This window comes from Propionispira arboris (assembly GCF_900109225.1).
Classification (GTDB): domain Bacteria; phylum Bacillota; class Negativicutes; order Selenomonadales; family Selenomonadaceae; genus Propionispira; species Propionispira arboris.
This window is the reverse complement of the sequence record NZ_FNZK01000022.1, coordinates 12,671-34,624: the sequence shown is the minus strand read 5'-3', so window position 1 is coordinate 34,624 and position 21,954 is coordinate 12,671. Positions and strand designations below refer to the sequence as shown.

At 37.4% G+C, this 21,954-nt stretch carries 24 protein-coding genes; all 24 read left to right on the top strand.

The genetic code is table 11. The features are described 5' to 3' along the window. Positions 1-61: 61 nt before the first annotated feature. Positions 62-838: a hypothetical protein gene (locus tag BMY14_RS17610; RefSeq protein ID WP_091834767.1), complete on the top strand. Its 777-nt coding sequence runs from the start codon at positions 62-64 to the stop codon at positions 836-838. Positions 839-950: 112 nt separating this feature from the next. After that, positions 951-1,580, top strand: a complete 630-nt coding sequence (locus BMY14_RS17605; protein WP_091834764.1) for a hypothetical protein — start codon at positions 951-953, stop codon at positions 1,578-1,580. Next, a complete protein-coding gene (locus BMY14_RS17600) occupies positions 1,580-3,100 on the top strand; it encodes a hypothetical protein (RefSeq protein WP_091834761.1) in 1,521 nt (506 codons plus the stop codon). The genes BMY14_RS17605 and BMY14_RS17600 overlap by 1 nt, the downstream gene beginning before the upstream one ends. Next, complete coding sequence (locus BMY14_RS17595; RefSeq protein WP_091834758.1) at positions 3,097-3,708, top strand: hypothetical protein; 612 nt, start codon at positions 3,097-3,099, stop codon at positions 3,706-3,708. The genes BMY14_RS17600 and BMY14_RS17595 overlap by 4 nt, the downstream gene beginning before the upstream one ends. A 54-nt stretch (positions 3,709-3,762) precedes the next feature. Further along, positions 3,763-4,290 carry a hypothetical protein gene (locus BMY14_RS17590; protein ID WP_091834755.1) on the top strand — a complete coding sequence of 176 codons (528 nt, stop codon included), beginning with the start codon at positions 3,763-3,765 and terminating at the stop codon, positions 4,288-4,290. A gap of 29 nt (positions 4,291-4,319) precedes the next feature. Next, positions 4,320-4,631 (top strand): DUF4280 domain-containing protein, encoded by a 312-nt coding sequence (locus BMY14_RS17585; protein ID WP_218144929.1) that lies wholly within the window; start codon positions 4,320-4,322, stop codon positions 4,629-4,631. Positions 4,632-4,675: 44 nt separating this feature from the next. After that, positions 4,676-6,772 (top strand): type VI secretion system Vgr family protein, encoded by a 2,097-nt coding sequence (locus tag BMY14_RS17580; RefSeq protein ID WP_091834727.1) that lies wholly within the window; start codon positions 4,676-4,678, stop codon positions 6,770-6,772. A gap of 32 nt (positions 6,773-6,804) precedes the next feature. Next, on the top strand, positions 6,805-7,341 hold the full coding sequence (locus tag BMY14_RS17575) for a hypothetical protein (protein ID WP_091834726.1): 537 nt from the start codon (positions 6,805-6,807) through the stop codon (positions 7,339-7,341). A 909-nt stretch (positions 7,342-8,250) separates the two neighbouring features. Beyond that, positions 8,251-8,715 carry a GNAT family N-acetyltransferase gene (locus tag BMY14_RS17570; protein ID WP_091834725.1) on the top strand — a complete coding sequence of 155 codons (465 nt, stop codon included), beginning with the start codon at positions 8,251-8,253 and terminating at the stop codon, positions 8,713-8,715. A gap of 90 nt (positions 8,716-8,805) precedes the next feature. Then, a complete protein-coding gene (locus BMY14_RS17565; RefSeq protein WP_091834724.1) occupies positions 8,806-9,249 on the top strand; it encodes a GNAT family N-acetyltransferase in 444 nt (147 codons plus the stop codon). A gap of 455 nt (positions 9,250-9,704) precedes the next feature. Then, positions 9,705-9,899 (top strand): AbrB/MazE/SpoVT family DNA-binding domain-containing protein, encoded by a 195-nt coding sequence (locus tag BMY14_RS21230; protein WP_091834723.1) that lies wholly within the window; start codon positions 9,705-9,707, stop codon positions 9,897-9,899. A 282-nt stretch (positions 9,900-10,181) separates the two neighbouring features. After that, complete coding sequence (locus tag BMY14_RS17555; protein WP_143063194.1) at positions 10,182-10,442, top strand: hypothetical protein; 261 nt, start codon at positions 10,182-10,184, stop codon at positions 10,440-10,442. Between the two features lie 210 nt (positions 10,443-10,652). Next, the gene (locus BMY14_RS17550) at positions 10,653-11,315 is read left to right on the top strand and encodes a protein RhiA (RefSeq protein ID WP_091834721.1); all 663 of its coding nucleotides are present in this window, start codon (positions 10,653-10,655) and stop codon (positions 11,313-11,315) included. A 131-nt stretch (positions 11,316-11,446) separates the two neighbouring features. Then, positions 11,447-12,064: a hypothetical protein gene (locus BMY14_RS17545; RefSeq protein ID WP_091834720.1), complete on the top strand. Its 618-nt coding sequence runs from the start codon at positions 11,447-11,449 to the stop codon at positions 12,062-12,064. A 132-nt stretch (positions 12,065-12,196) separates the two neighbouring features. Beyond that, entirely contained in the window at positions 12,197-12,847 is a 651-nt protein-coding gene (locus BMY14_RS17540) for a hypothetical protein (protein WP_091834719.1), read from the top strand. A gap of 560 nt (positions 12,848-13,407) precedes the next feature. After that, entirely contained in the window at positions 13,408-15,312 is a 1,905-nt protein-coding gene (locus BMY14_RS17535) for a BglG family transcription antiterminator (protein WP_091834717.1), read from the top strand. Positions 15,313-15,314: 2 nt separating this feature from the next. Continuing rightward, positions 15,315-15,668 carry a PTS sugar transporter subunit IIA gene (locus BMY14_RS17530; RefSeq protein WP_019554774.1) on the top strand — a complete coding sequence of 118 codons (354 nt, stop codon included), beginning with the start codon at positions 15,315-15,317 and terminating at the stop codon, positions 15,666-15,668. Positions 15,669-15,689: 21 nt separating this feature from the next. Beyond that, entirely contained in the window at positions 15,690-15,995 is a 306-nt protein-coding gene (locus BMY14_RS17525) for a PTS sugar transporter subunit IIB (protein ID WP_019554773.1), read from the top strand. A gap of 64 nt (positions 15,996-16,059) precedes the next feature. After that, on the top strand, positions 16,060-17,373 hold the full coding sequence (locus tag BMY14_RS17520) for a PTS sugar transporter subunit IIC (protein WP_091834714.1): 1,314 nt from the start codon (positions 16,060-16,062) through the stop codon (positions 17,371-17,373). Positions 17,374-17,398: 25 nt separating this feature from the next. Then, positions 17,399-18,865 carry a glycoside hydrolase family 1 protein gene (locus BMY14_RS17515; protein WP_091834711.1) on the top strand — a complete coding sequence of 489 codons (1,467 nt, stop codon included), beginning with the start codon at positions 17,399-17,401 and terminating at the stop codon, positions 18,863-18,865. A 13-nt stretch (positions 18,866-18,878) separates the two neighbouring features. Then, complete coding sequence (locus BMY14_RS17510) at positions 18,879-20,303, top strand: glycoside hydrolase family 1 protein (RefSeq protein WP_091834708.1); 1,425 nt, start codon at positions 18,879-18,881, stop codon at positions 20,301-20,303. A 289-nt stretch (positions 20,304-20,592) separates the two neighbouring features. After that, positions 20,593-20,958 (top strand): type II toxin-antitoxin system RelE/ParE family toxin, encoded by a 366-nt coding sequence (locus BMY14_RS17505; RefSeq protein WP_091834705.1) that lies wholly within the window; start codon positions 20,593-20,595, stop codon positions 20,956-20,958. Beyond that, on the top strand, positions 20,951-21,226 hold the full coding sequence (locus tag BMY14_RS17500) for a helix-turn-helix domain-containing protein (protein WP_019554768.1): 276 nt from the start codon (positions 20,951-20,953) through the stop codon (positions 21,224-21,226). Before BMY14_RS17505 ends, BMY14_RS17500 begins: the two co-directional genes overlap by 8 nt. A gap of 99 nt (positions 21,227-21,325) precedes the next feature. Then, positions 21,326-21,922, top strand: coding sequence for a dienelactone hydrolase family protein (locus tag BMY14_RS17495; RefSeq protein ID WP_091834702.1), 597 nt, complete (start codon positions 21,326-21,328; stop codon positions 21,920-21,922). Positions 21,923-21,954: the final 32 nt, after the last annotated feature.

The window sequence follows — 21,954 nt, the reverse complement described above, 5'->3', positions numbered from 1 at the left end:
CCGATGCTAGGTGAAATGGCATCAGGGCGTTTGGAACCAGCCTCTGCTAGGAAGTGTAACATTGTTTATAGATAAATACCCAAAATTCACAGCCGGGCGGGTGCTAAAACACGATATGCTCAATCTGCTGCGGGACTATCCGCGCAATTATGTTGACGTAATATATCGTGGTCACTCCGACGGACTGCTGGCTGGCTGCCAGATGGTAATAAACAGCGATACGATCACCATCGAGCCTGGTATGGTTCGCTATCGGGGCAAAATATATATGATGAATGAGAGTGTCAATATACCCTATACGGCCACGGGGCAGGATGCTATTTTAAAAATTTACTTTAAAAAAGAAAAAACAGATGGAGACTATGTCATTGGGCAGGGGGATATTATGCTGGTGCCGGGAACCCAATTGGCTGAAAACGAAATAGAACTCTGCCGATTCAAACTAAAAACAGGAGCCAGACTACGGGGCGACTATCAAAACTTTGCCGATTTGGCTACGGAATACGACACCATCAATACCATTAATGTGCTTTATGCCGCACCGTATGAACCAACCTTATCACCCCATATCACTCGCTACTTTGCCCAAGAAGCATTAGAAAATAAACTCATGCAGCCTTTTGACTATGCCTTTGTCAGCCAGTGCGCTGGCGGTGAACCCGTAGCGCGCATGCTCATTACCGCCTACACCGCAGCCAGATTAGGTCTCGTGACAAACGACAGCTCTCATCAGGACATGTTTCGTCACCTGACCAATATCCTAAGCGATATTCGGCAGGGCAAAAATATGGCCACTGCCCCAAGAAGAAGCAGCGGCCGCAAGGTACTGGTTGATTAAGTTAAAAAATATGAAATAGCCATATATAGAAGAAAATCAGATCAAGATATCTATATAAGCCCAAGCAACCGATGAATTTTGGTAAACGTATGCAAAGGAGCATGAAAAGGTTATGACTGAATACGCAGATGAACAAATCCGTTATGTAATCAATCAGGTGGAAGAACAGGAGAAAATCCAAAGTCAAAATATCTATGAGGGAATCACGGTCATGGACAAATATTATGAATTTAAAGAGCTGGATTTTTTCGACGATACATTGAAAATCCAAATTCCCACTAATTTTATTGACATGCCAGATGAATTTGCCAGATTAAAATACCCTTCCAGTGATCGTCCGCAGATTATCAAAACGGACGATATGGGCAGTATTAACATTACGATGAACCTTATTTCCCAGACCATAAAGGATCAAGAAATTCCAGCAGTGAAGGAAGCGATGAAGGATCTTCTTAAACGATTAAACCCTTCCTATTTATTTCTCGAAGAAGGTGTGGAAACGATAGAGGAAAAACCCGTGGGCTTTTTTGAATTTAAAAGCCCTACCTTGGGTGATGCATTGTTTAACATTATGTTTTTTATAGAACTCAATCATAATGTAATGATGGGGGTCTTTAACTGTCCATATAGTCAACATAGGGCATGGCGACCAATCGCCCGCCAAATCATGCAATCTATGCGAATAAGCCCTAAAACCTCAGAAACAGTTGCTGAAAATCCAGACACTAGGAGGGGCAAATAATGACTGATGATAACGAAAAAACAAAAATAGCCTTGCCTAGCGAAGGCAAAGCCATCAACTGGCATCGATTAATCTTTACCCCTTATGAATTTAAAAATATTTTGAAGATGAAAATCACGCAGGGCATCAACGAACATGCACACCTCTTTATCAGCGGTACACTGACCGATATAGCTGACAAAGAAAACAAAGACTATGTTCAAAACACGAATCAAAATACACCAGTAGCCTTAAAATACCTCGATGCAGCAGGCAATGAAAAATGCCTCTTTCAAGGTGTCGTGACCAATATAAAACAACGAACCGTAGCCGGGTTCAAGCACTTAGATATAGAAGCCATCAGCTACAGCTATCTGCTTGACGTTAAAAAAATCAGTCGTTCCTTTCAACGAGAAGGGGAACCTTACAGCTATATCTTTGAACGAATCAACTCCTTTGCCCGTGAATACATACCAAACTTAAAGGACGATGTGGTTACTGCCGAAGATAACCAAGATAAACAAACCACCGAACGCCTTATCATCCAATATCAAGAAACGGATTGGCTGTTCTTGAAAAGACTTGCCTCGCACTTCAACATTGGGTTGACGCCAGATATAACCTTTGATAGCCCAAAAGTTTATTTCGGATTACCGCCAGATCCCCAAGAAGACGAAGCAGGTCCGGCATTTAATGTATCAGACTATCAAATTTATCGAAATACGGCAGCCTTTGCCACCTCTAACAGTAACTATCGTACAAACAGCGGCGTAGCTTTTAGCGAAAACGACTTTACCTACTGTGAAGCCGAATCCTTGGATCTTCTACAGCTCGGACAAAAAGTAACCTTTTTAGGACTGACCTGGTACGTTAAAGACATCCAGACGATCATGGAAAAAGGTGCGGTAAACAATACATATACCCTTGCAACCAAGCAAGGCCTCATGCAAGATGACCTATATAATAAAAAACTGGCGGGAATATCCCTGCATGGCATCGTAAAAGAAGTTACCAAAGACCAGGTAAAAGTCCATCTCACCGAGATTGACGATACCTGGGATGATGGTGCAACTTGGTTTTACCCATATACTACAATCTACTCATCCCCTGATGGCAGCGGCTGGTACTGCATGCCGGAGATTGGCGACAATGTCCGGGTTTATTTTTCCAATAGCAAAGAAGCAGAAGCCGTGGCCGCTAGCTCTGTCAACCTCACCCCTTCCAAACGAGGCGAAAGACAAGACCCCAACAGCAAAATCCTCAGTACCGTGTATGGTAAACAAGTCCTCCTCACGCCCGGTGGCATTCAGGTGATTGCCAATGGCAATCTTCTCATGACCCTGACAGACGAAGGCGGTGTGAGTATCAAAAGCGATAAAAAAATCACGCTGGAAGCAGAAGAAGATATAGAAATTACCAGTAAAACCAGCAAAGTGCTCGTTACCGGTCAAAATGAAATCAGCCTTAGTCAAGGCAGCAGCGAAATCAACATTCAAAATGATATTAATATCAAAGGGAATAAGGTCAAAATACAGCCATGATCCAAGAAAAAATGGTACAGGAATTTATAAAAAAACAAACCGAAGGCTGGTTGGAAGAAGATATACCGCTGATGCAGCGGGAATTTTCCGTAAAACACGGTGAAATAACGGAAAGTTTATCAGCTGTTATCAGCTCACTATGCCGTCAGGCCAGCCAGCAACAAGAGAATGGCAGAAAAGGTTCTGCTGCCTATCTTTGCCTAACATTCCTCAGAACCAATATTCTTGATGATCGCTGGCAATACCGTCTGGATATCTATGATGAAAAATTCTATTTAGACCGGACCGAATGTACAAGTTGCTGGGAGATCGACTTTGTCTGGGATTACTTAAAAGCTAGGCTGGATCAATTGATTAAGGTGGTCAGCTCTTCCAGTATGTATGCGAATAAAGTTCACCCGCAGCATCTAGAACAGGTCAAATTAGACATGGCGCAGCAATATCATCAGATCGCGATGTTCTGTACTAAGTTAGTGATTGAAGAAGCTATTAAGACACCAGAATACACCAACTTACGCAAAGTTCCAACTTTTAAAATCTTAATGGGTGAATATATGGATAAAAGTATACTGTTATATGAAGAACAATCAGAGATTAAAGCTATGTAAAATTTAGGCCGACTGCTTAAAAATAAAAAGTATAAGTGAAAAGGAACAAATACCATGGAGTATTTTCGTATAAAACAAAAACCAGAATACTTTGATGCGCTAGTAATTCCTAACGTAATAAAACAAATTGACTGGCGGTATATTAACCCTGAAGAGGCTCAAAGAATTGCTGAAATAACCATATTTCAGTTAGCTGGCAAGGATACCCCAGAGTTTATAGACCTATTAGACAGGCAATTGTTTTTGGTATCTAGCTTACTCAAAGAAACCTTTACTTTGTATGCCCCAACACTGAATTATAAAACAGTGATCGTGTTTAATTCAGCACAAAAATTGCAGCAAACCTATCATTTGCCAATTTTTGCACCAATAGACTGCCTGTCCGAGAAGAGTATATTGACGCCAGATAAAAGAGGTGTCAAACAACTGGTGCTCAAACAAGCTGCGATAGGACGTAATGCTATTTTTAAAGTTCAGCATAAATTTGAGAACATTATTATAGTTCGCCTCGATGCGGCTGAAAGCATTTTGAGACGGAATATGCGGGGTATAAAAATGTACCGTGTAGACTTAGATGAATAGAAAGAGAGGACAAAATGGATACAAAATATGTGGTCCGAGGTGCAACGGTTAAATGCAATAAAGGTAGGGATACTAGTAGACTCAACCTGCCAAAAAGTCATGGATTCTATGTCAATGAAAAAGCGGTATTAAACGATCATGATCGTGTTGAGAACAGTAATGTTATGCCCTTTGGTCACTGCAGCATTGCTGATAGGTGTAACCTTTTTTTAGCTCCCAAGTGGGAAAAGGCAAAAGAAACTACCTTAGTAAAAGGCAGACCCGCATTATTAGCGACATCAACATTAAGCTGTGCCGTGGGTGGTGTCATAACAATCGTAGATGATGGGCAGCAAAGTTAATGCCTTTTCAAGTTAAATATTGAAAAAAGTGGTGATGAACATAAATGTCAGCCATAACCTATGACAAAATAAAAATTACCAGTCCATGGACTATCCAGACAATCTATGAACTTTCCATAAAGAAAACACTAAATAATCATGCTGAATTACGTCTGACTGCACTGATAAATGAAAGTGACGCCAGTAAGTTAGGTCTGCAAGAAACAACCGAAGACCAGATAAAAGTCTATACCGATGATGGTGAAACTAAAAGCTGGCTATTTAAAGGACGGCTTAAAAACGTAAAGGTCAGCGTCAGAACGGGACTGTATACGATAACAGCCTTTTTCCTCTCCGAAACCTCCGTTTTTGACAGTGAACAAAAAAACCGCTCTTTTCAAGATACCAGCCTTACATATAATGATATAGCAGCTAAAATTATGGAAGACTACCCAGAAAAAAGCTTTGAACTGACAGCCGATCCAGTAACTATTGACGGTCCCCTTATTCAATACCAAGAAACCGACTGGCAGTTTATCAAACGATTAGCCTCCTATCAGGAAACGGTCATCGTGCCGGATGTTACCATGGACAATCAAATCTTTGCCTATGGCTATCCAAAAGTTTATGGAGAGAAGACACTGCCGGACGATATTGCCTACAGTAGCGGGAAAGACATTAAAGCCTATTATACCGATTACGACTATAATCCCAATCTTGTTGAAAATGAATATACTTATTTCGAAGTCGAAAGCTATGATGAACTCACCTTTGGCGATAAAGTTACCTTTCATAACTACGAAATGTATGTCGGTGAAGTGACGATTGAACTCAAAAAAGGGCTATTGGTTTATAATGCAACCCTAGTAAGACAGGAAACAATTCGGCAAAATCCAATCTACAACGAAAAAATACAAGGCAACAGCATAGAAGGCACCGTACTCGCTGTGCAAAATCAAGAAATAAAGTTGCATCTAAATATTGACCAAGAACAAGATGAAGCTACAGCCTACTGGTATCCATTTGTACCACCAACCACAGATATGCTGTACCTTATGCCGCAAATCGGTACAAATGCAAGTCTCTACATACCAGGGCTAATGGAACAAAACGCCATCATTACTGGCTGTGTAAGAACCAATGGTGCAGAATGTGAACAGACCAGTGATCCGAGTACCCGTTACCTTGCCACGGAATATGGGCAAGAAATGAAACTCGCACCAGACGGTATTTACTTTACCGCAGGACGCAATGACCTAGTACTCACCTTCGATGACGAAGAAGGTGTAACTATCTCCAGTCACAAAGGAATCGTGCTCGAAGCGAAAGAAGTAATCATTATCGATTCCAAGACAAAGGTCGTATTTAGCTCGCCGAATCAAATAAAAATGGTCACACCAACGGGTGGATTTTCTATGGAAAATGAAATACATTTTGCGAGTATGAAGACTATTATTGAATGTGCGGATGAAACGGAGTTTCCGTTAGTTGAAGAAAATTTCAATTTTTTAAATACTTTCACAACTAACAGTGATATGGTAAAGGCGTTAGATGGTAGTGTGCCAATCATAATAGGCTTTACTCCGGATGTTTTTGGGGTGACTTTTGGGGCTGGAACAGCATATAGTGGAAATACTGTTTTCAAGTATTCAAAGGCTTATATAACAGAAGGGTTCAATGTCGCGAAAAAAGGTGATTATGCAATTGTTAAAGGTGCTCGTAAATCCACGGCATTAGGGGAGGGCATAAGCGGAACAAGATATGCTTATAGTAACGCTGCTAAATATCCGGAAGTATTTAAATTTGTTAAAATGAATACTGCTGTAACAGATGCCTTGAATTTTAAAAGTGTGGGGAGTAGGCTTGGCTATGGTGCAGTGGCATATGACACTATTAATGATATGAGGGAAAATATAAAGGCTGGTAAAGGGGCAGGAAAAGTTGCCAGTGATGCTGCAGTGGATGTTACTTTTGGGGTAGGCGGAATAACAGCTACAGCAGTTGCAGGTGCTGCTATAGGTTCAGCTGTTCCTGTCGTAGGAACAGCTGCAGGTGCTGCAGCTGGGTTAGTAGCTGGGTGGGTATATAGTGTTGCAACAGAAGGTGTTACGATTAACGGAAAAACAATAAAAGGCTGGACTAAAGATTCACTTTGTCCTTAATAATAAGGTCTGCAGCTAGAGGGGGAGATGGCATGGTTCAAGAATACAGTTTTGAAAAGATAAAAGATTATTTATATCCAGACCATCCTACAATGATAACAGGTAATTTGTTGGGACTGCTATTAATGCTTGATATTATAGGGTTACCTACGGTCTTGTTTGGAAATCCTAGCATTATAATCAAGATGATGCTTATTCCCATTATTTTTATTAATATCTGGGCTGCTGTTATAAGATTGAATGTGGAAAAATATCAAGTAGTATATACTTTATTTCAAGGTATATACTTTTTGATTCTCTCGATACTTTGCATAATGGCTGGCTATAGATTTTTTAGATTATATCATCAGGAATATGGATTATTATATATTTTTGTAACGATAACATTACAGATATTATTCTTGCTGATGTGTTTTAAATATCAGCGGAATGCTTTGAAAGAGGGAAGGTATTCTTCCAAATACAAGAAAAAGAAGAAGAGCAAAACGAATCTATTTTGGCGTGTGATTGGAGTTTTAGGACTTTTAGGAGGAGGGGGGGACTCGTGCTTGGTAAGATTTTTATTGTAAATTTCAAGGGGGATCAAAGCTCAATAACATTAGGTCTTGCTATCGCACTTGTGGTTTTGGGATATCTAATGTCATTAGGTATTAATTGTATTCACAAATATTATTTAATGAAACAATATAGACCAGAATTATTTCACAAATAGATGTGCTAATAAGAGAATAACGAACTGAAAAGGTTTGGGACAATTTTTTTATTACTTAATAAAAGAAAATAGAGATATTTAGTCCCTTGGTAGATGCTGGGGAGCAAGGCTAAGAACTTTAAAGTTAAGTATAAAAAAGTGGTGATGAACATACGAAGAGCAGTGTTAAAATGACAGATGCTTGGCAAAAGAGTGGACTCAAAAACTTACGATATCGTGGAATTTTTATAAGGCGACTGAATAAATAATATTCTTTGAGTCGCCTGTTTTTGCGTTATGGAAAATGTAAATTTTTAGAAGGATATGACAAAAAATAAACGGTCCCCTTGTCTCCCTAAAATCGTAATCTGAGTCTTGTTGAAAATGAATCTACTTGTTTCGAAGTCGAAAGCCATAACTGTGAAAGGTATGTTGCTGAAATTGTATAAGTTTTTTTATATGTAGAACAGATCAAAAGAAAATCAAAAGGTAAGATATTATGCTAATAAAAAGATGGACTTATGGTTTTTGGTGAGAAAAATGAAAAATAAGTTATTAGATTTTTAAGTCTTGGATAGGGGCATTAAAGATTGTTGTTGATGGCGAGATTTTAGAAATGGGAACTCATTTTGAACTTATGCAAAATAAGAAAATATATTATGAGTTATATTCAAAACAAGAGCTATGAGAAAAGAATTAAATTTGTTGATTTTAATATTTAGCAAAATATAAAAAAGAAACGATCTTATTGGTATTACATATTTTGCGGTAGAGGAAGTTTTTGTTGATGAAAATAAGGAAAATGATGGACTGTGACTATCCAAAGGTAGATAAGATGATGAATGATCTCCATTTATTGCATGTAAAGGGATGTCCAGAATTTCATAAAGATACAGAACATATTTATAGTGAACAGGCATATATTGAATTGTTGCAAAATAATCAAAATATTTGCCTCATAGCAGAAGAAAAAAATATAGTTGTTGGATTTTGTTTTGCGTCGATAAAGCAAATTCAAAATGCTTGTATGATTGAGCAGCAAATAGGTTATATTGAAAGTCTTTACGTAATCCCGGAATGCAGAAAGAATGGTTTTGGAAAAGAACTTTTGCAGTATGTAGAAAAGACATTAGCTGGGTTAGACATCCAATATTTAAATTTAGTAGTTTGGGACTTCAATAAAAAAGCGATTGAATTTTATGAGAATATGAGATTTGTTTCGCAGCGGCATATGTATACCAAAAAGATCTAGATAGAAATTTTATAAAACAACAGATTTTAGTATAAACATAGTAATAAACAGAAATTGGTAGATAATTACTACCATAAAAAGGAGACAGCCATGGTTTCTATTCGAAATTTTACATTCAAGGATATAGCTATATTACAAAAGCAACCGACCTATGATAAGCCGGTTGAAGAGGTAAAAACTATGATCGAAAAGTGGAATAAAAAAGACTATCAAGGGCGTTATTTTGAAATGTTTGCGATTACAGAAGATCAAAAGATAAAAGGAACCGTTTCTCTTTATCAGCATACGAGTTCGGCTGTAAGCATTGGTCTTGAAATTTTTCTGGAATATTATCGGCAGGGTTATGGTTTTCAAGGGGAAAAGTTAGCCCTGGAATATGCGAAAAATCTTGGTTATAAAATTGCGGCTGGAAATGTACGAGGCGATAATCCCGCAAGTATTGCATTACAAAAGAAATTAGGCTTTGAGATATATCGTGAATGGATAAGTCCGCAAGGTCAGTCTATGTACTTTTTTATAAAATCATTAGAATAAAGGAAAAGAATGAAGCAATAATTGAATGCAAGTTTTTGTCTAGTATTTACTTGAAATCACAAAACGAAAGGTTTATAATTGAATAAAATTTAATTATTTTGAATAATTTTAAAATGTAAGTTTTTTAATTTTAATGTCGACATCAAGAATCATTGTAACACTTGAAGTAGGAACTGCTCGATTTTTGTAAGAAAATGTACAGCAATCTATACGAAAAGAAGTGGCGAAATGGCAGATGCTTGGCAAATAGGTGAAATTAAAAACTTACGATATAGTGGATTTTTATAAGGCGACTGAACGAATAGGTAATATTCTTTTGGGCGTCTATTTTTGTGCTGTGAAAAGTGTGAATATTTAGTAACAGTGACAATATAGGGGGAATGCATAATTTATCTAAATTGAATGCAAGTTATCAAATAATATTCAACTAAAAATTTAAAAAGGACTGATTTATTATGATAATAAAATTTGGGAGTAAATCACAAGTTACTATTCCAGCTATAATCGTTCATAAATTAAACTTAAATAGAGGAGATAAAATAAATTGTAGAATAGAAAAAAATGATATTGTATTATCACCAGTTAGGTTTGAACAGAAAAAATGCAACGATAGTATAAAAGATTCCAATAAAAAAATTTTCAGACTATAAAAGCATAAAAATCTATAATGAAGGAATATTTATACAGTGCTTTAAACACTTTGGCATTTTTGTAGATGATAAGCCTATTTGTTTAAAGCATAAAAAGGCTGAAGAATTGATTGCATTATTAGTGTGTGAACGTGGAGTTGGTGTAGAAAAAAGAATTATTTCAGAAAGATTATGGCCAGATGTTGATTCAAGACATGCATTAGATAGTTTGTATAAAATCTGTCAATATATTCGTTCTTGTTTTAAAAAAAAATTATTTTAGAGACATATGGTAAATTGTCGTTGGTTTTAGAAAATCTTAAATGTGATATTATCGAATTTGATGCACTGTATAAAGAAAATGAGAATCAAGAGGCTTGGAAACAAGCTTTAGGGCTTTATAGGGGACCTCTTTTGATGGAAGATTTTTATGAATGGACAGAGGTATTAGAAGCATATTATGATTTTCGTTATCTAGAATTATTGGATAAATTAGCAACTTACTATGAAAATAAAGGATTAAAAAAAGCCGCTGAAGATATTTTAGAATATTTACGAGAATAAATCGGAAAATATTCCAATTTTATTCCGATTGATAATGCTATACTGCATGCATAGAGAGTAAGTAATAAATATAATCATTACTGATTTTATTTTGATAATAGATAAACCTTAATAAAAAAGATTATTTAAAAGATTTAGTCTTATCCTGTTAGAAAATGGGGAAACTCATTTTTTATAAAAATAATTTTATTTTAAAAGGAGTGGTTTATTATGTCAACCCAGTATACTTTAAATGTAACAAACAGTTCTAAACAAAGTGGAAGTGTCGTTGTTTATCAGAAATGCCCGAATCAAGATCAGTATGATAACTTATATTCACTTGCGTGGTTTTCAAAATCATGCCATCCTGGAACAAGCCTTAAATTTAGATGGACAATTGATTATAGTTTTGCGTGGAGTGAAACGGGGATATTGTCACCAGGCGTTTATTTTGATGCTTCAGAATTAAAAGATTGTGATCCATCAGATACAAGTAAGAATACCACTGGATTTTCAAAACAAAATGGTGCATATTTGTTTACTGCTGCTACAAAATCAGCCAATGCGGGATCTTTAGCTATATTTACAGATGCGACAATACCAGATGGTGAAGCTTCTATTGGTATAGGAATGTCTGGAAATCCTACTTTTGCGATACCGGCAACACCAAACTTCAACTTTTCTTTCTTGCCGCATCCAGAATATTGGGTTGCATTTGGTCGTTATGAAGAAGGTGTAGTTATCGATTTAAATGCGGTTAGCGAAACAATGAAAGTTGCATATCCGATAAATGTATATTCTAAGTCTTTGACATTTAATGAAGATAATACTTGGTCGGAAAGTACAACTCTAAAAGCAAGTAATGCAAGATTACTTGCAGCTATGAAAAAATAAAATAAAATTAAATAAAATCGAATTGAATTGAATAGAGTTTTGTTAAAATAACAAGGCTCTATTTGATTTGATACCATATGACCATTAAATCAATTATTAATCTTAAAAACGAATATAGGAGAGTAATTATTATGGAAAATAAACATATTTATTTACCTTCAACCGAAGCGGGGGAAAGCTTAAAATTAACTCATGAACAAGAACATTTATGTAAAGTAGTTTATAAAAAGACGGATGATCCCAAAATATACAGGTTTCATGATTTATGGAATCCGATCAATGATTATAATGAAGAATATATTATTGTGCCAGTTCGTTCCGTTTTTGGAGATACTGAAAAGTATGTTGTTGGTAGCATTTTTGCAAATATTATTGGCAGTAATCTTGATCCGAACCCAAGCTCGTCATGGCTAAAACTTTTGACGAATAATGGTATTGCCTGTACGGAATGTGTTACAGATGGTAAATTTTATGATCCCAGTAATGATACTAAATATGATAAGAATAAAAGTGGAGCCAAATGTGAGTGTTCGACGGGTTCATTAAATATGGTAGGTGGGCATGTCCTTTTAGGTCAAAAAATTGCTACCCAAGTGGGTTCAGGTGGTACAGTAAATTTAATCCCTATTTGTAAGCATCACAATAGTTACGTATGTGGCAATGGAACGGGAAATGGAACAGGGTTTTATATGAAGACTAAATCCGATGGTAACTGTATACTACTTAAGAACTATTTACAATGTGATTAATAGAAAAAACGTTTCTATTAGTGTTATTTGTAACAAATTAATAGGATTTTGAAAAAGTTTGTGTAATTAAATATTACATAAACTTTTTTGGTTATGACTGTAATTAATTTAGCAACTTAAAGGAGAAATTTTATGTATATTTTAAATGCTACGTTATCCAATACGGACAGTCCTGTATATAGTTTAACTTGCAAAAACAGCAGTTCATGTGATTGGACATTTTATATGTACCAAAAACTATTACAGCAGTCAGACGATGTTTTTTCACTTGCATGGCTTGTAAGTCCTTATAAAATGGCACCTAATAGTGAAATAAGATTTGAATGGACAGAAGAATACTGTTTTGTTTGGTATGATGCTAAAATGACAATGCTGCAGCCTGGAAATACATTTTTTACAGGTGGGTATGAGTCTTGTTCTGTAAATAATGAGAATTTCACTACATTTGATCTTTTAAATGGGGTTCCTAAATTTTCTGTACCGACAAATAAAGGAGAAGCAGGGAGTTTTACAATTCAGGGAGGTAAAATGATTCCTAATAGAGATTTTGCTACAGGAATTGGGATGTCTGAAATAGGTACCATTGTACAGGCGGCTTTCATAAATACACCTCAAAAATATAATCCTAAGATTATGTATTATGTGGCTGTAAGTAATAATGATCTTGAGAAAGGAACTATTTTAGAGCAGACAATTCCTCAAAGTATACAAGTTACATTTGGTGAAAATATTTATAAGTTGACAGCAGTACTTAAAGAGGACAATACTTGGGAAATTAATTAACATATATGGTTTCAAAAATTACAGATGAACTTTCCATATGATGATAATCAGTTCGCAGATCTTCGATATATTCGAGCGAAGGCACTGCTTTTTCGATTAGCTTCACGATGAATAATTCAGGATGAATTATGTTTAATAAGAGACTTAATAAAAATTGATATCAAGAACATGGCATGGGATAGTTCCTTTAGCAATGAAAACAATATTTGGAACTCAGAGGTTACGGACAGTAAGAATCCTTTCGAGAATTAACGATGCAGCAGCTTTTATCATAGGGCTTTTATAAGGCGACTGAATGGCTAGCGGGTATGGTTTCAGTCGCCTATTTTTGTGTTGGGCAAAATGTAAATATTTAGGAAAACGACAAACCGTATAATGATTGAATTTATTGGTATTGCATTGAATTTTGTAATTTACGTGAATAATTAAGGTTTAACTGATAGAGTGAATGGAATTATGCGCGCATGTTTTTCCACCTTTATAATGGAAAAAGTCGTCGTAGAGTTTCATTTTTTTATTTGCTATAATAAAATTACGGAAAAGATAAGGGGAGGGTCTAAATGAGTGACAATCGCCTGTATGTATTAATTAGAGCTCTTTCAGACCAGTACCAGACGGCAGAATGTTTTGCCGAAAAGCTGCATGTGAGCAGTAAAACTGTACGAAACCTTTTAAAGGAGCTTGATAAGGAAATTAAACATCATGGAGCCGGAGTTAAATCCAAGGCTAGTGTGGGCTATAGGCTTGAGGTTTATAACCAAGACCTTTGGGATCAATTTTTCCTTACATCCCGCCAGCAGTTTGAGCAGCTTGGGCTGCCACAATCGCATAAGGAAAGAATTCAGTATATTCTGGAATATTTATCGCATCGAAAGGAATACATACGGATTGATGATTTGAGCGAAGCACTTTATGTCGCTAAGCGTACTCTGACAAATGATATAAAAGAAATCGAAGCTATTTTGCATGAATATCAGATTGAGCTCATTCGCAGGCCAAAGCATGGTATCAAAATTGAGGGAAAAGAAGTAAATCTTCGACTTTGCCTCGCGAACTACGTTGCACAGAACTCGCTCACAAAAATTATTCGGGGAAGCGGTATAAATGTAATAACTGAATGCGTGCTAAGCTGTCTGGAAAAATCTGGCTACCATCTTTCGGACGTAGCCATGCAAAGTCTCATCGTGCATTTATTTATTGCCGTGAAAAGAATTGAAACAGATCATTATGTGCTGCTCGAAGAGGAATGGCTTACTGTAATCTACGGGCAGGAAGAGTATAATATCGCTAAAGATATTGTTGGGAAAATCCAGGATAAATTTCAACTAACTTTTCCAGAGTCAGAAGTGCGCTATGCTGCACTGCATTTAGCCGGGAAGCGCACGTTGGGTGACGAAAGCAGTAATAACATCGTAATTGATCATGAAACAAGTGAAATGGTTATTCAAATGCTGAGGTCCGTATATGAGGCCTTCAAGTTCGATTTTAGCGGGGATCTTGAGCTTCGAATGGCACTCTGCCAGCATCTTATACCGCTTAAGGTTCGTGTGCAATGTGGCATGAATTTTCGCAATCCTCTTTTAAAGGATATCAAAGAACGTTTTGCCCTTGCTTATGCGATGGCGAGCCAGGCCAGCAGCATTATTGCTGATCGTTATCAAAAGCTACTTAAGGATGACGAAATCGGCTATATTGCTCTTTCCTTTGCATTGGCGTTGGAACGCCAAAATAGGAAGAGGGAAAAGAAAAACATTTTGCTTGTTTGTTCTTCTGGCAAGGGCAGCGCAAAGCTTCTGGCATATCAATACCAGGAAAAATTCAAGGACCAGATTAAAAAAGTCAGAACATCAAATGTCAATTCTGTAGCCAACGTTGATTTTTCCGACATTGATTATATATTTACTACGGTACCGATTGCTGCCAAGGTTCCTGTTCCAATTATGGAAATTAAATATTTCCTGGATGATCAGGATATCAAGGTTATGAAGAAAGCTCTTGCACAAGGACCATCCGGTATATGTGAACGTTATTTCAGTCCAGAAATATTTATAGCAGAGGTTCCAACAGGCTCGCGAGAAGAAATTCTTGACTTTATGTGCAGGCATATTAAAAAATATCAAGAGCTTCCGGAAAACTTTTTGGAGGCTATTCTTAAGCGTGAAAAACTCGCCCGTACAGCGTTTGGTAATCGTGTAGCAATGCCACATCCTTACAAGGCACTTACCCGGTATACATTTGTCTGTGTTGGTATTCTTAAAAAGCCTGTATGGTGGGATGACAAGGAGGTCCAAGTTGTATTTCTTGTATCCATCGGACAGCAACCCGATAAAGAGTTGCAAAAATTCTATCGTGTAACATCAAAATTTCTTCTAAATAAAGAAGGCATTACAGAGCTTATCAAGAAAAAAAGCTATTCGGCATTGCAGCAGCTGCTTGCCGAGGTAGAAAACGAACTGGAGGAATGAATATGGAAGAAGAAAATTATACCGTTGCGTTTCAGCTGATCACGAGTGCTGGTACTGCACGTTCGTCGGCTCTTATGGCCATCGAAGCGGCTCGAGAATTTGATTTTGTCGGAGCAGAAAACAATATGAAAGAAGCCTCGGAGGCCATCTGCGAGGCGCATCGTATCCAGACTGAAATGCTCCAGCAAGAGGCCGCTGGGAAGCCTATTGTCCTTAATATTATTCTCGTTCATGCGCAGGATCATTTGACGATGGCTATTGAAACTACCAAGAATGCTGAAGAATTTATTCATATCTATAAAATGCTTAAAAAAGTAACCGATAAATTAGGAATAGAAAATATTGTGGAAGATTAACAAAAAGGAAGGGTGTTCATTATGAATATTATGTTAGCTTGTTGTGCAGGAATGTCGACAAATCTTGTTGTCAGTAAAATGGAAGAAGCCGCTAAGGCACAAGGGAAGGTCTATAAAATCTGGGCTGTTGACCAGACAAAAATCGAAGCAGAACTTGGTAATTTCGATGTATTGCTTCTTGGACCGCAGGTACGCCATATGCTGCGAAGAGTCACAAAAATCCTTGACGGACAAGTTCCGGTCGATGTTATTGATTCTGTATCTTATGGACGCTGTGATGGGGCAGCGGTACTCGAACAAGCAGAGAAGTTAGTAAATAAAAAATAATAAAATATGGTTACAAAGAAGCATACGGTTCTGCTTTAAGTCACTGAAAAAAGGAGATGATATCATGTTTTCAAAAAAGTTTGAAGATACTTTGATGATTATTGCTGAAAAAGTCGATGAGAATAAATATCTCAATAGTGTAAAAGATTCCTTCACTGTATTTATGCCCTTTGTTATCGCCGGTTCGTTTGCCGTGTTGCTCAATTCGGTTCTCTGCAGCCCGAAAACGGGCCTTGCACAGTGGATTCCCTGGTTGAGCAATTTGAGTGTAGCTTTTACGGCAATGAATTTTGCTACATTAGGTATTATGAGTATTCCTGTTATTTTTCTTATTGCAATGAATCTTGCCAAACACGATAAAAATCCGGAATACATCACAGGTGTTGTTGCTGTAGCTTCCTACTGTTCCGTTATCCCGGAAGTTGTAACTATAACCGTGGATAGTGTAACGGGAAAAGCCGCTGGCATTCCCAGTGCAGCGCTTGGCGCACAAGGTCTTTTTGTTGGTATGCTGCTTACGATTGTAATTGTCAGACTGTTCTCGAAACTTACCAAAATAAATGCTATTAAGATTAAGATGCCGCCATCTGTGCCGGTAGGCATTACAACTTCATTTAATACGCTCATTCCTATTATGGTTACGCTCGTCACAGCAAGTGTCGCCGGAGCGCTTTTTCATCTTGCAACCGGTGTCTACATAAATGAGTTTGTTTATCAGGTTTTGCAAGCACCGCTTGAGATTGTTTTTCAGAGTCCGGCTGGTATTCTTGCTATTGTCATTTTTTCTCAGCTTTTTTGGTTCCTCGGTATACATGGCGGGCTCGTCATTTCACCAATCCGTAATCCGCTCATGGCTGTTGCTATCGCTGCAAACATTGCCGCGGCCGCCAATGGTCAGGTTCCTGATCAGGCCGTTACTTATGGTTTTTGGATGAACTTTGTTGTAGCAGGTGGCGCGGGCATGATTTTTTCACTCATTTTGGCAATTTTTATGTTTTCGAAACGCGAAGACCACCGTATGATTGCAAAACTTGGTTTGGGCCCGGCGATTTTCAACATTAGTGAACCGGTCGTATTTGGATTGCCGCTGGTATTAAACCCAACTTTTGCTATTCCGTTTATTTTCAACTCCGGTATTGCCTGTGCCATTGCACTTTTCTTTACTAAAATTGGCTTCATGCCATGTAATATTGTTGACGTTCCCTTCGGTGTGCCATTAATTCTAGGAGCCTTTATAGGCCACGGTTGGCAGGGAACGATCGTTCAAATTATCAGTATTGCAGTAGCTGTCGTTACATGGATTCCTTTTGTTCTTATGGCAAATAAGGAAGCGGAGAAAGAAGTAATGAAGAAGGCTGCTGAAGCGGAAGAAGTCTAAAAACATCAAAAGGAGAATATATAGCATGAGAAAAAATAATTTTCCAGAAGAATTTTTATGGGGTGGCGCTACAGCGGCCAACCAATGCGAGGGTGCCTGGAATGAAGATGGCAAGGGTATGTCTGTTGCTGATTGCAGCAACTACAAACCAAAGGCAGATCCCAAAGACTACAAGGCTCAGCACGGCATTACCGCCGCTGATATTGAAAAGGCTATGAAGACAGATGATGTTATGCAATATCCGAAACGTCATGGCATTGATTTTTACCATCATTATAAAGAGGATCTTGATTTATTTGCTGAAATGGGCTTTAAAGTTCTGCGTGTTTCGATTGCGTGGACACGTATTTTTCCGAATGGAATTGAGGATCAACCCAACGAAAAGGGACTGACCTTCTATGAAAGCCTTTTTAGCGAAATGAAAAAGCGCGGCATTGAGCCGCTGGTTACGCTGCATCATTACGAAATGCCTCTATACCTCGTTAACCATTATGACGGCTGGTACCAGCGTCCTGTCACGGATCTGTTTGTAAAGTATTGCAAGGTTGTTTTTAAGCGCTATAAAAATCTTGTCAAATATTGGTTGACCTTCAACGAAATCGACAGCGTCTTCCGTCATCCATTTACGACCATAGGCGTGGTAACAGACCGTTATCCGAAGGAAAAGCAGGAGGAAATTATCTATCAGGCACTACATCATCAATTTGTCGGTAGTGCGCTCGCTACGAAATACCTGCATGAAATTATTCCGGATGCCAAAATGGGATGCATGGTAACGCGCACACTTACTTATCCGGAAAACTGCAATCCCAAGAATTGCCTTTTGGCACTTAAAGACAATCGTAATAACTATTTCTATTCCGATGTACAGGTCTTCGGTGAGTATCCGGTTTTCATAAAAAATTATTGGAAAAAAGAAAACATCCATATTCATATGGAACCGGGTGATGAAGAGATTATCAAATGCTATACAGTCGATTTCGTTTCCTTTAGCTATTATATGTCAATGGTTTCGAGTATCGACGCTGCAAAAAAAGAAAAGGTTAATGGCAATCTTTCACAAGGGGTTAAGAATCCATTCCTTGACATAACCGAATGGAATTGGCAGGTCGATCCGACAGGGCTGCACTATGCACTTATCGATATGTATGATCGCTATCGCCGACCACTCTTTATAGTAGAAAACGGACTTGGCAGCAAAGATGTTTTGCAGCCGGACGGCAGCATTATAGATGATGATCGTATTGATTATTTCCGTCAGCACACTCAGGCTATTGCTGATGCCATTGATGATGGCATTGATATTATGGGGTATACACCCTGGGGCTGTATCGATATGGTGAGTATGTCAACCTGCCAAATGAGCAAGCGCTATGGTTTCATCTATGTTGATCTCGACGATGAGAACAGGGGAACCTATAACCGTTCACGCAAAAAATCATTTTACTGGTACAAAAAAGTCATCGCTTCCAATGGTGATGATCTGGAGTAGAGGAGGGTTTCAAATGACAACAACTTTTCCAAAAGACTTTCTTTGGGGTGGTGCAGTTGCTGCTAACCAATGTGAAGGAGCTTATCTGGAAGATGACAAGGGATTAAATATCTCAGATGTACTTCCGGGTGGCAGTGATCGTTTTGCGCACATTGTAGCGGAAATTGACGAGGAAAATTACTATCCATCGCATGAAGCTGTTGACTTCTACCATCATTATAAAGAAGACGTTAAACTCATGGCAGAGATGGGATTTAAATGTTTTCGCACCTCGATTTCCTGGGCACGTATCTTCCCAACTGGTGAGGAAACAGAGCCAAATGAAAAGGGCCTGAGATTCTATGATGAACTTTTCGACGCATGTCTGAAATATGGCATCGAGCCAGTCATCACGATTTCACACTATGAAACACCGCTTTATCTCGCACAAAAATATAATGGCTGGGCAAGCCGAAAGCTCATTCCGCTCTTTGAACATTACTGTGAAACTATTTTTAAACGTTATAAAAGCAAGGTCAAGTATTGGATGACTTTTAATGAAATTAATAATACGCTTCGTCTTCCATATTTGGCGGCAGCCATCGATATTAAAAACAACGATACTTCTTGGTTTGGAGATGCCTTTCAGGCCAGTCATAATATGTTTGTTGCTAACGCTAAGGCGGTGAAACTATGCCATGAACTTATGCCTAATGCACGTATTGGCTGCATGCTGTCGTTGAGTAACGTCTATCCTAATACCTGCAAACCGGAGGATATCTTTGAAACTTATAATTTTCGCCGGCGCTCGCTTTTTTACTCGGATGTTATGATGCGAGGTAAATATCCTGGATACTCACTGCGAATGATGGAGGGAATGGGTGTCAAGCTAGATATCAGAACAGGTGAACTTGAGCTTATCGCAAAATATACAAATGACTATCTTGGCTTCAGCTATTATCGTACCTCTAACTTTGCTTCTAACGTGGAGATGAAATACAATACGGGTGGCAGCGTCGGTATTGACAATCCTTATCTTGAAAAATCTGATTGGGGATGGGCTATTGACCCGATTGGTTTCCGATATACCTGCAATGAACTCTATGACCGCTACCAAAAGCCGATTTTTGTTGTCGAAAACGGTCTTGGCACAGTGGATACCATAGCTGCAGATGGCAGTATCTACGACCTCGACCGCATGAAATATCTTGCGAAACACGTCGCTGCATTGCGTGAAGCGATAGCGGACGGCTGTGATATTCTTGGCTATACATGGTGGGGTCCATTTGATATCGTAAGTGCTGGTACCGGCGAGATGAAGAAACGGTATGGGTTTATCTATGTTGACAAAGACAACGATGGAAATGGCACATTGAAACGTCGTAAAAAAGCCTCTTTTGACTACTATAAAAAAATTATTAGTACAAATGGTGCGGATCTTGCTTTGCCGGAAAAATAAACAGCCCTATTGTCTTCCTAAATATTGGGCTGATATGAAAAGTGATGCTAAAGAGAGAACGACATGGTGATTTTGCCGTGTCGCTTTTTTGTTTCTGAAATATCTTACAGGGTGCATTGTCATAATACAACTCCTATAATTGATTTCTAAAAATTCCCATTTAATTATGTCTGTTTAATACGAATTTTTCTGGGAAATGTTTTCACAATAAATGTTTCTCTCGTCAATTGTTTAGTTTAAATATAGATTATTTGTTGCTTGATGATAGCGTATATGCTATCATTAAGTTATGGAAAATATTAATTTTGAGTTTGCACGTAAAAAAAATGGGTCCTGTGAATTTGAAGATTTTTTAGATAGTTTACCAAATCCAGATAGAGATAAACTATTAGCATTAATATTAAAAATTGAGGAAGTTGGTATTATAACAGCAAGTAAAATGGAATGGGTTAAAAAACTTACTGATAATGTTTTTGAAGTTCGCTCTAAACGTGCTAGTAACATTCAACGAGCTTTTTATTTTCATGTTGTGAATAATCGATATATTATTACGCATGGACTTACTAAAAAAACACAAAAGACACCTGCTGAAGATATAAAACATGCTAAACAAATACTGGATGCTTATTTAAAGGGGGAACTATTAAATGAATGACATTAGAAAATATATAGATAAAAAAGCTAAAACTGATCCGGAAATTTACGATAGAATTGTTAAAGAATCAAGTAATCTTGATATAGCAATTGCTCTGCAGAACTTTAGACAATCCTATGGATTATCTCAAAGAGAATTTGCTAATATTGTTGCTAAACCACAATCAACAATTGCCAGAATAGAAAACGGCAATATGAGTCCATCCACAAAAACACTTACAGAAATTGCTAGCAAATTTAACAAACGTGTTAAATTTGATTTTGTTTAAACATCATCGATATCGTCTGCAAAAGTGGACGAAAATCATCGCTGAATACATTGCGAACGGCTTGACGATTCAAACTTTTCTTAGAGTGAGGTGTTATCAATGCTGACTCATAATAATCAATCAGATACAGTAATTATTGTTCTTCATGAAATTTATGGGATTAATGAACATATCGTGAATGTATGTAAAAAATTATCAAAATATAAATATGATGTCATTGCTCCTAACTTGCTTAATGGTAGAGGGGCATTTAGTTATGACCAAGAAATGGTAGCATATCATTATTTTATGAATAATATTGGTATTGAGAGTGCGTTTAATCAAGTAAAAGAAGTTCTACATAATATACGAGCCAATTATAAAAAGGTTTACGTGCTTGGTTATAGCGTAGGTGCTACACTTGCGTGGTTGTGTAGTGAAACTGGTTTATGTAATTTTAATGTTGGATTTTATGGTTCAAGGATACGAGATTATCTTGAGATAGAGCCTAAATGCCCTGTCTTACTGTTTTTTCCTACTGAAGAAATAGCTTTCGATGTGAACGATTTGACTGTGAAATTAAATTGTTTAAATAATACCAAGGTTATAAAAATATATGGTAAGCATGGCTTTGCCAACCAATTTTCGAAGAACTATAATAATAAATCAACTCTTATAGCCAGTAAAGATATTTTATTATTTCTTAAAAAGTTTTAGCGTAATGCTGATACTTTTTTTGTATATACTAT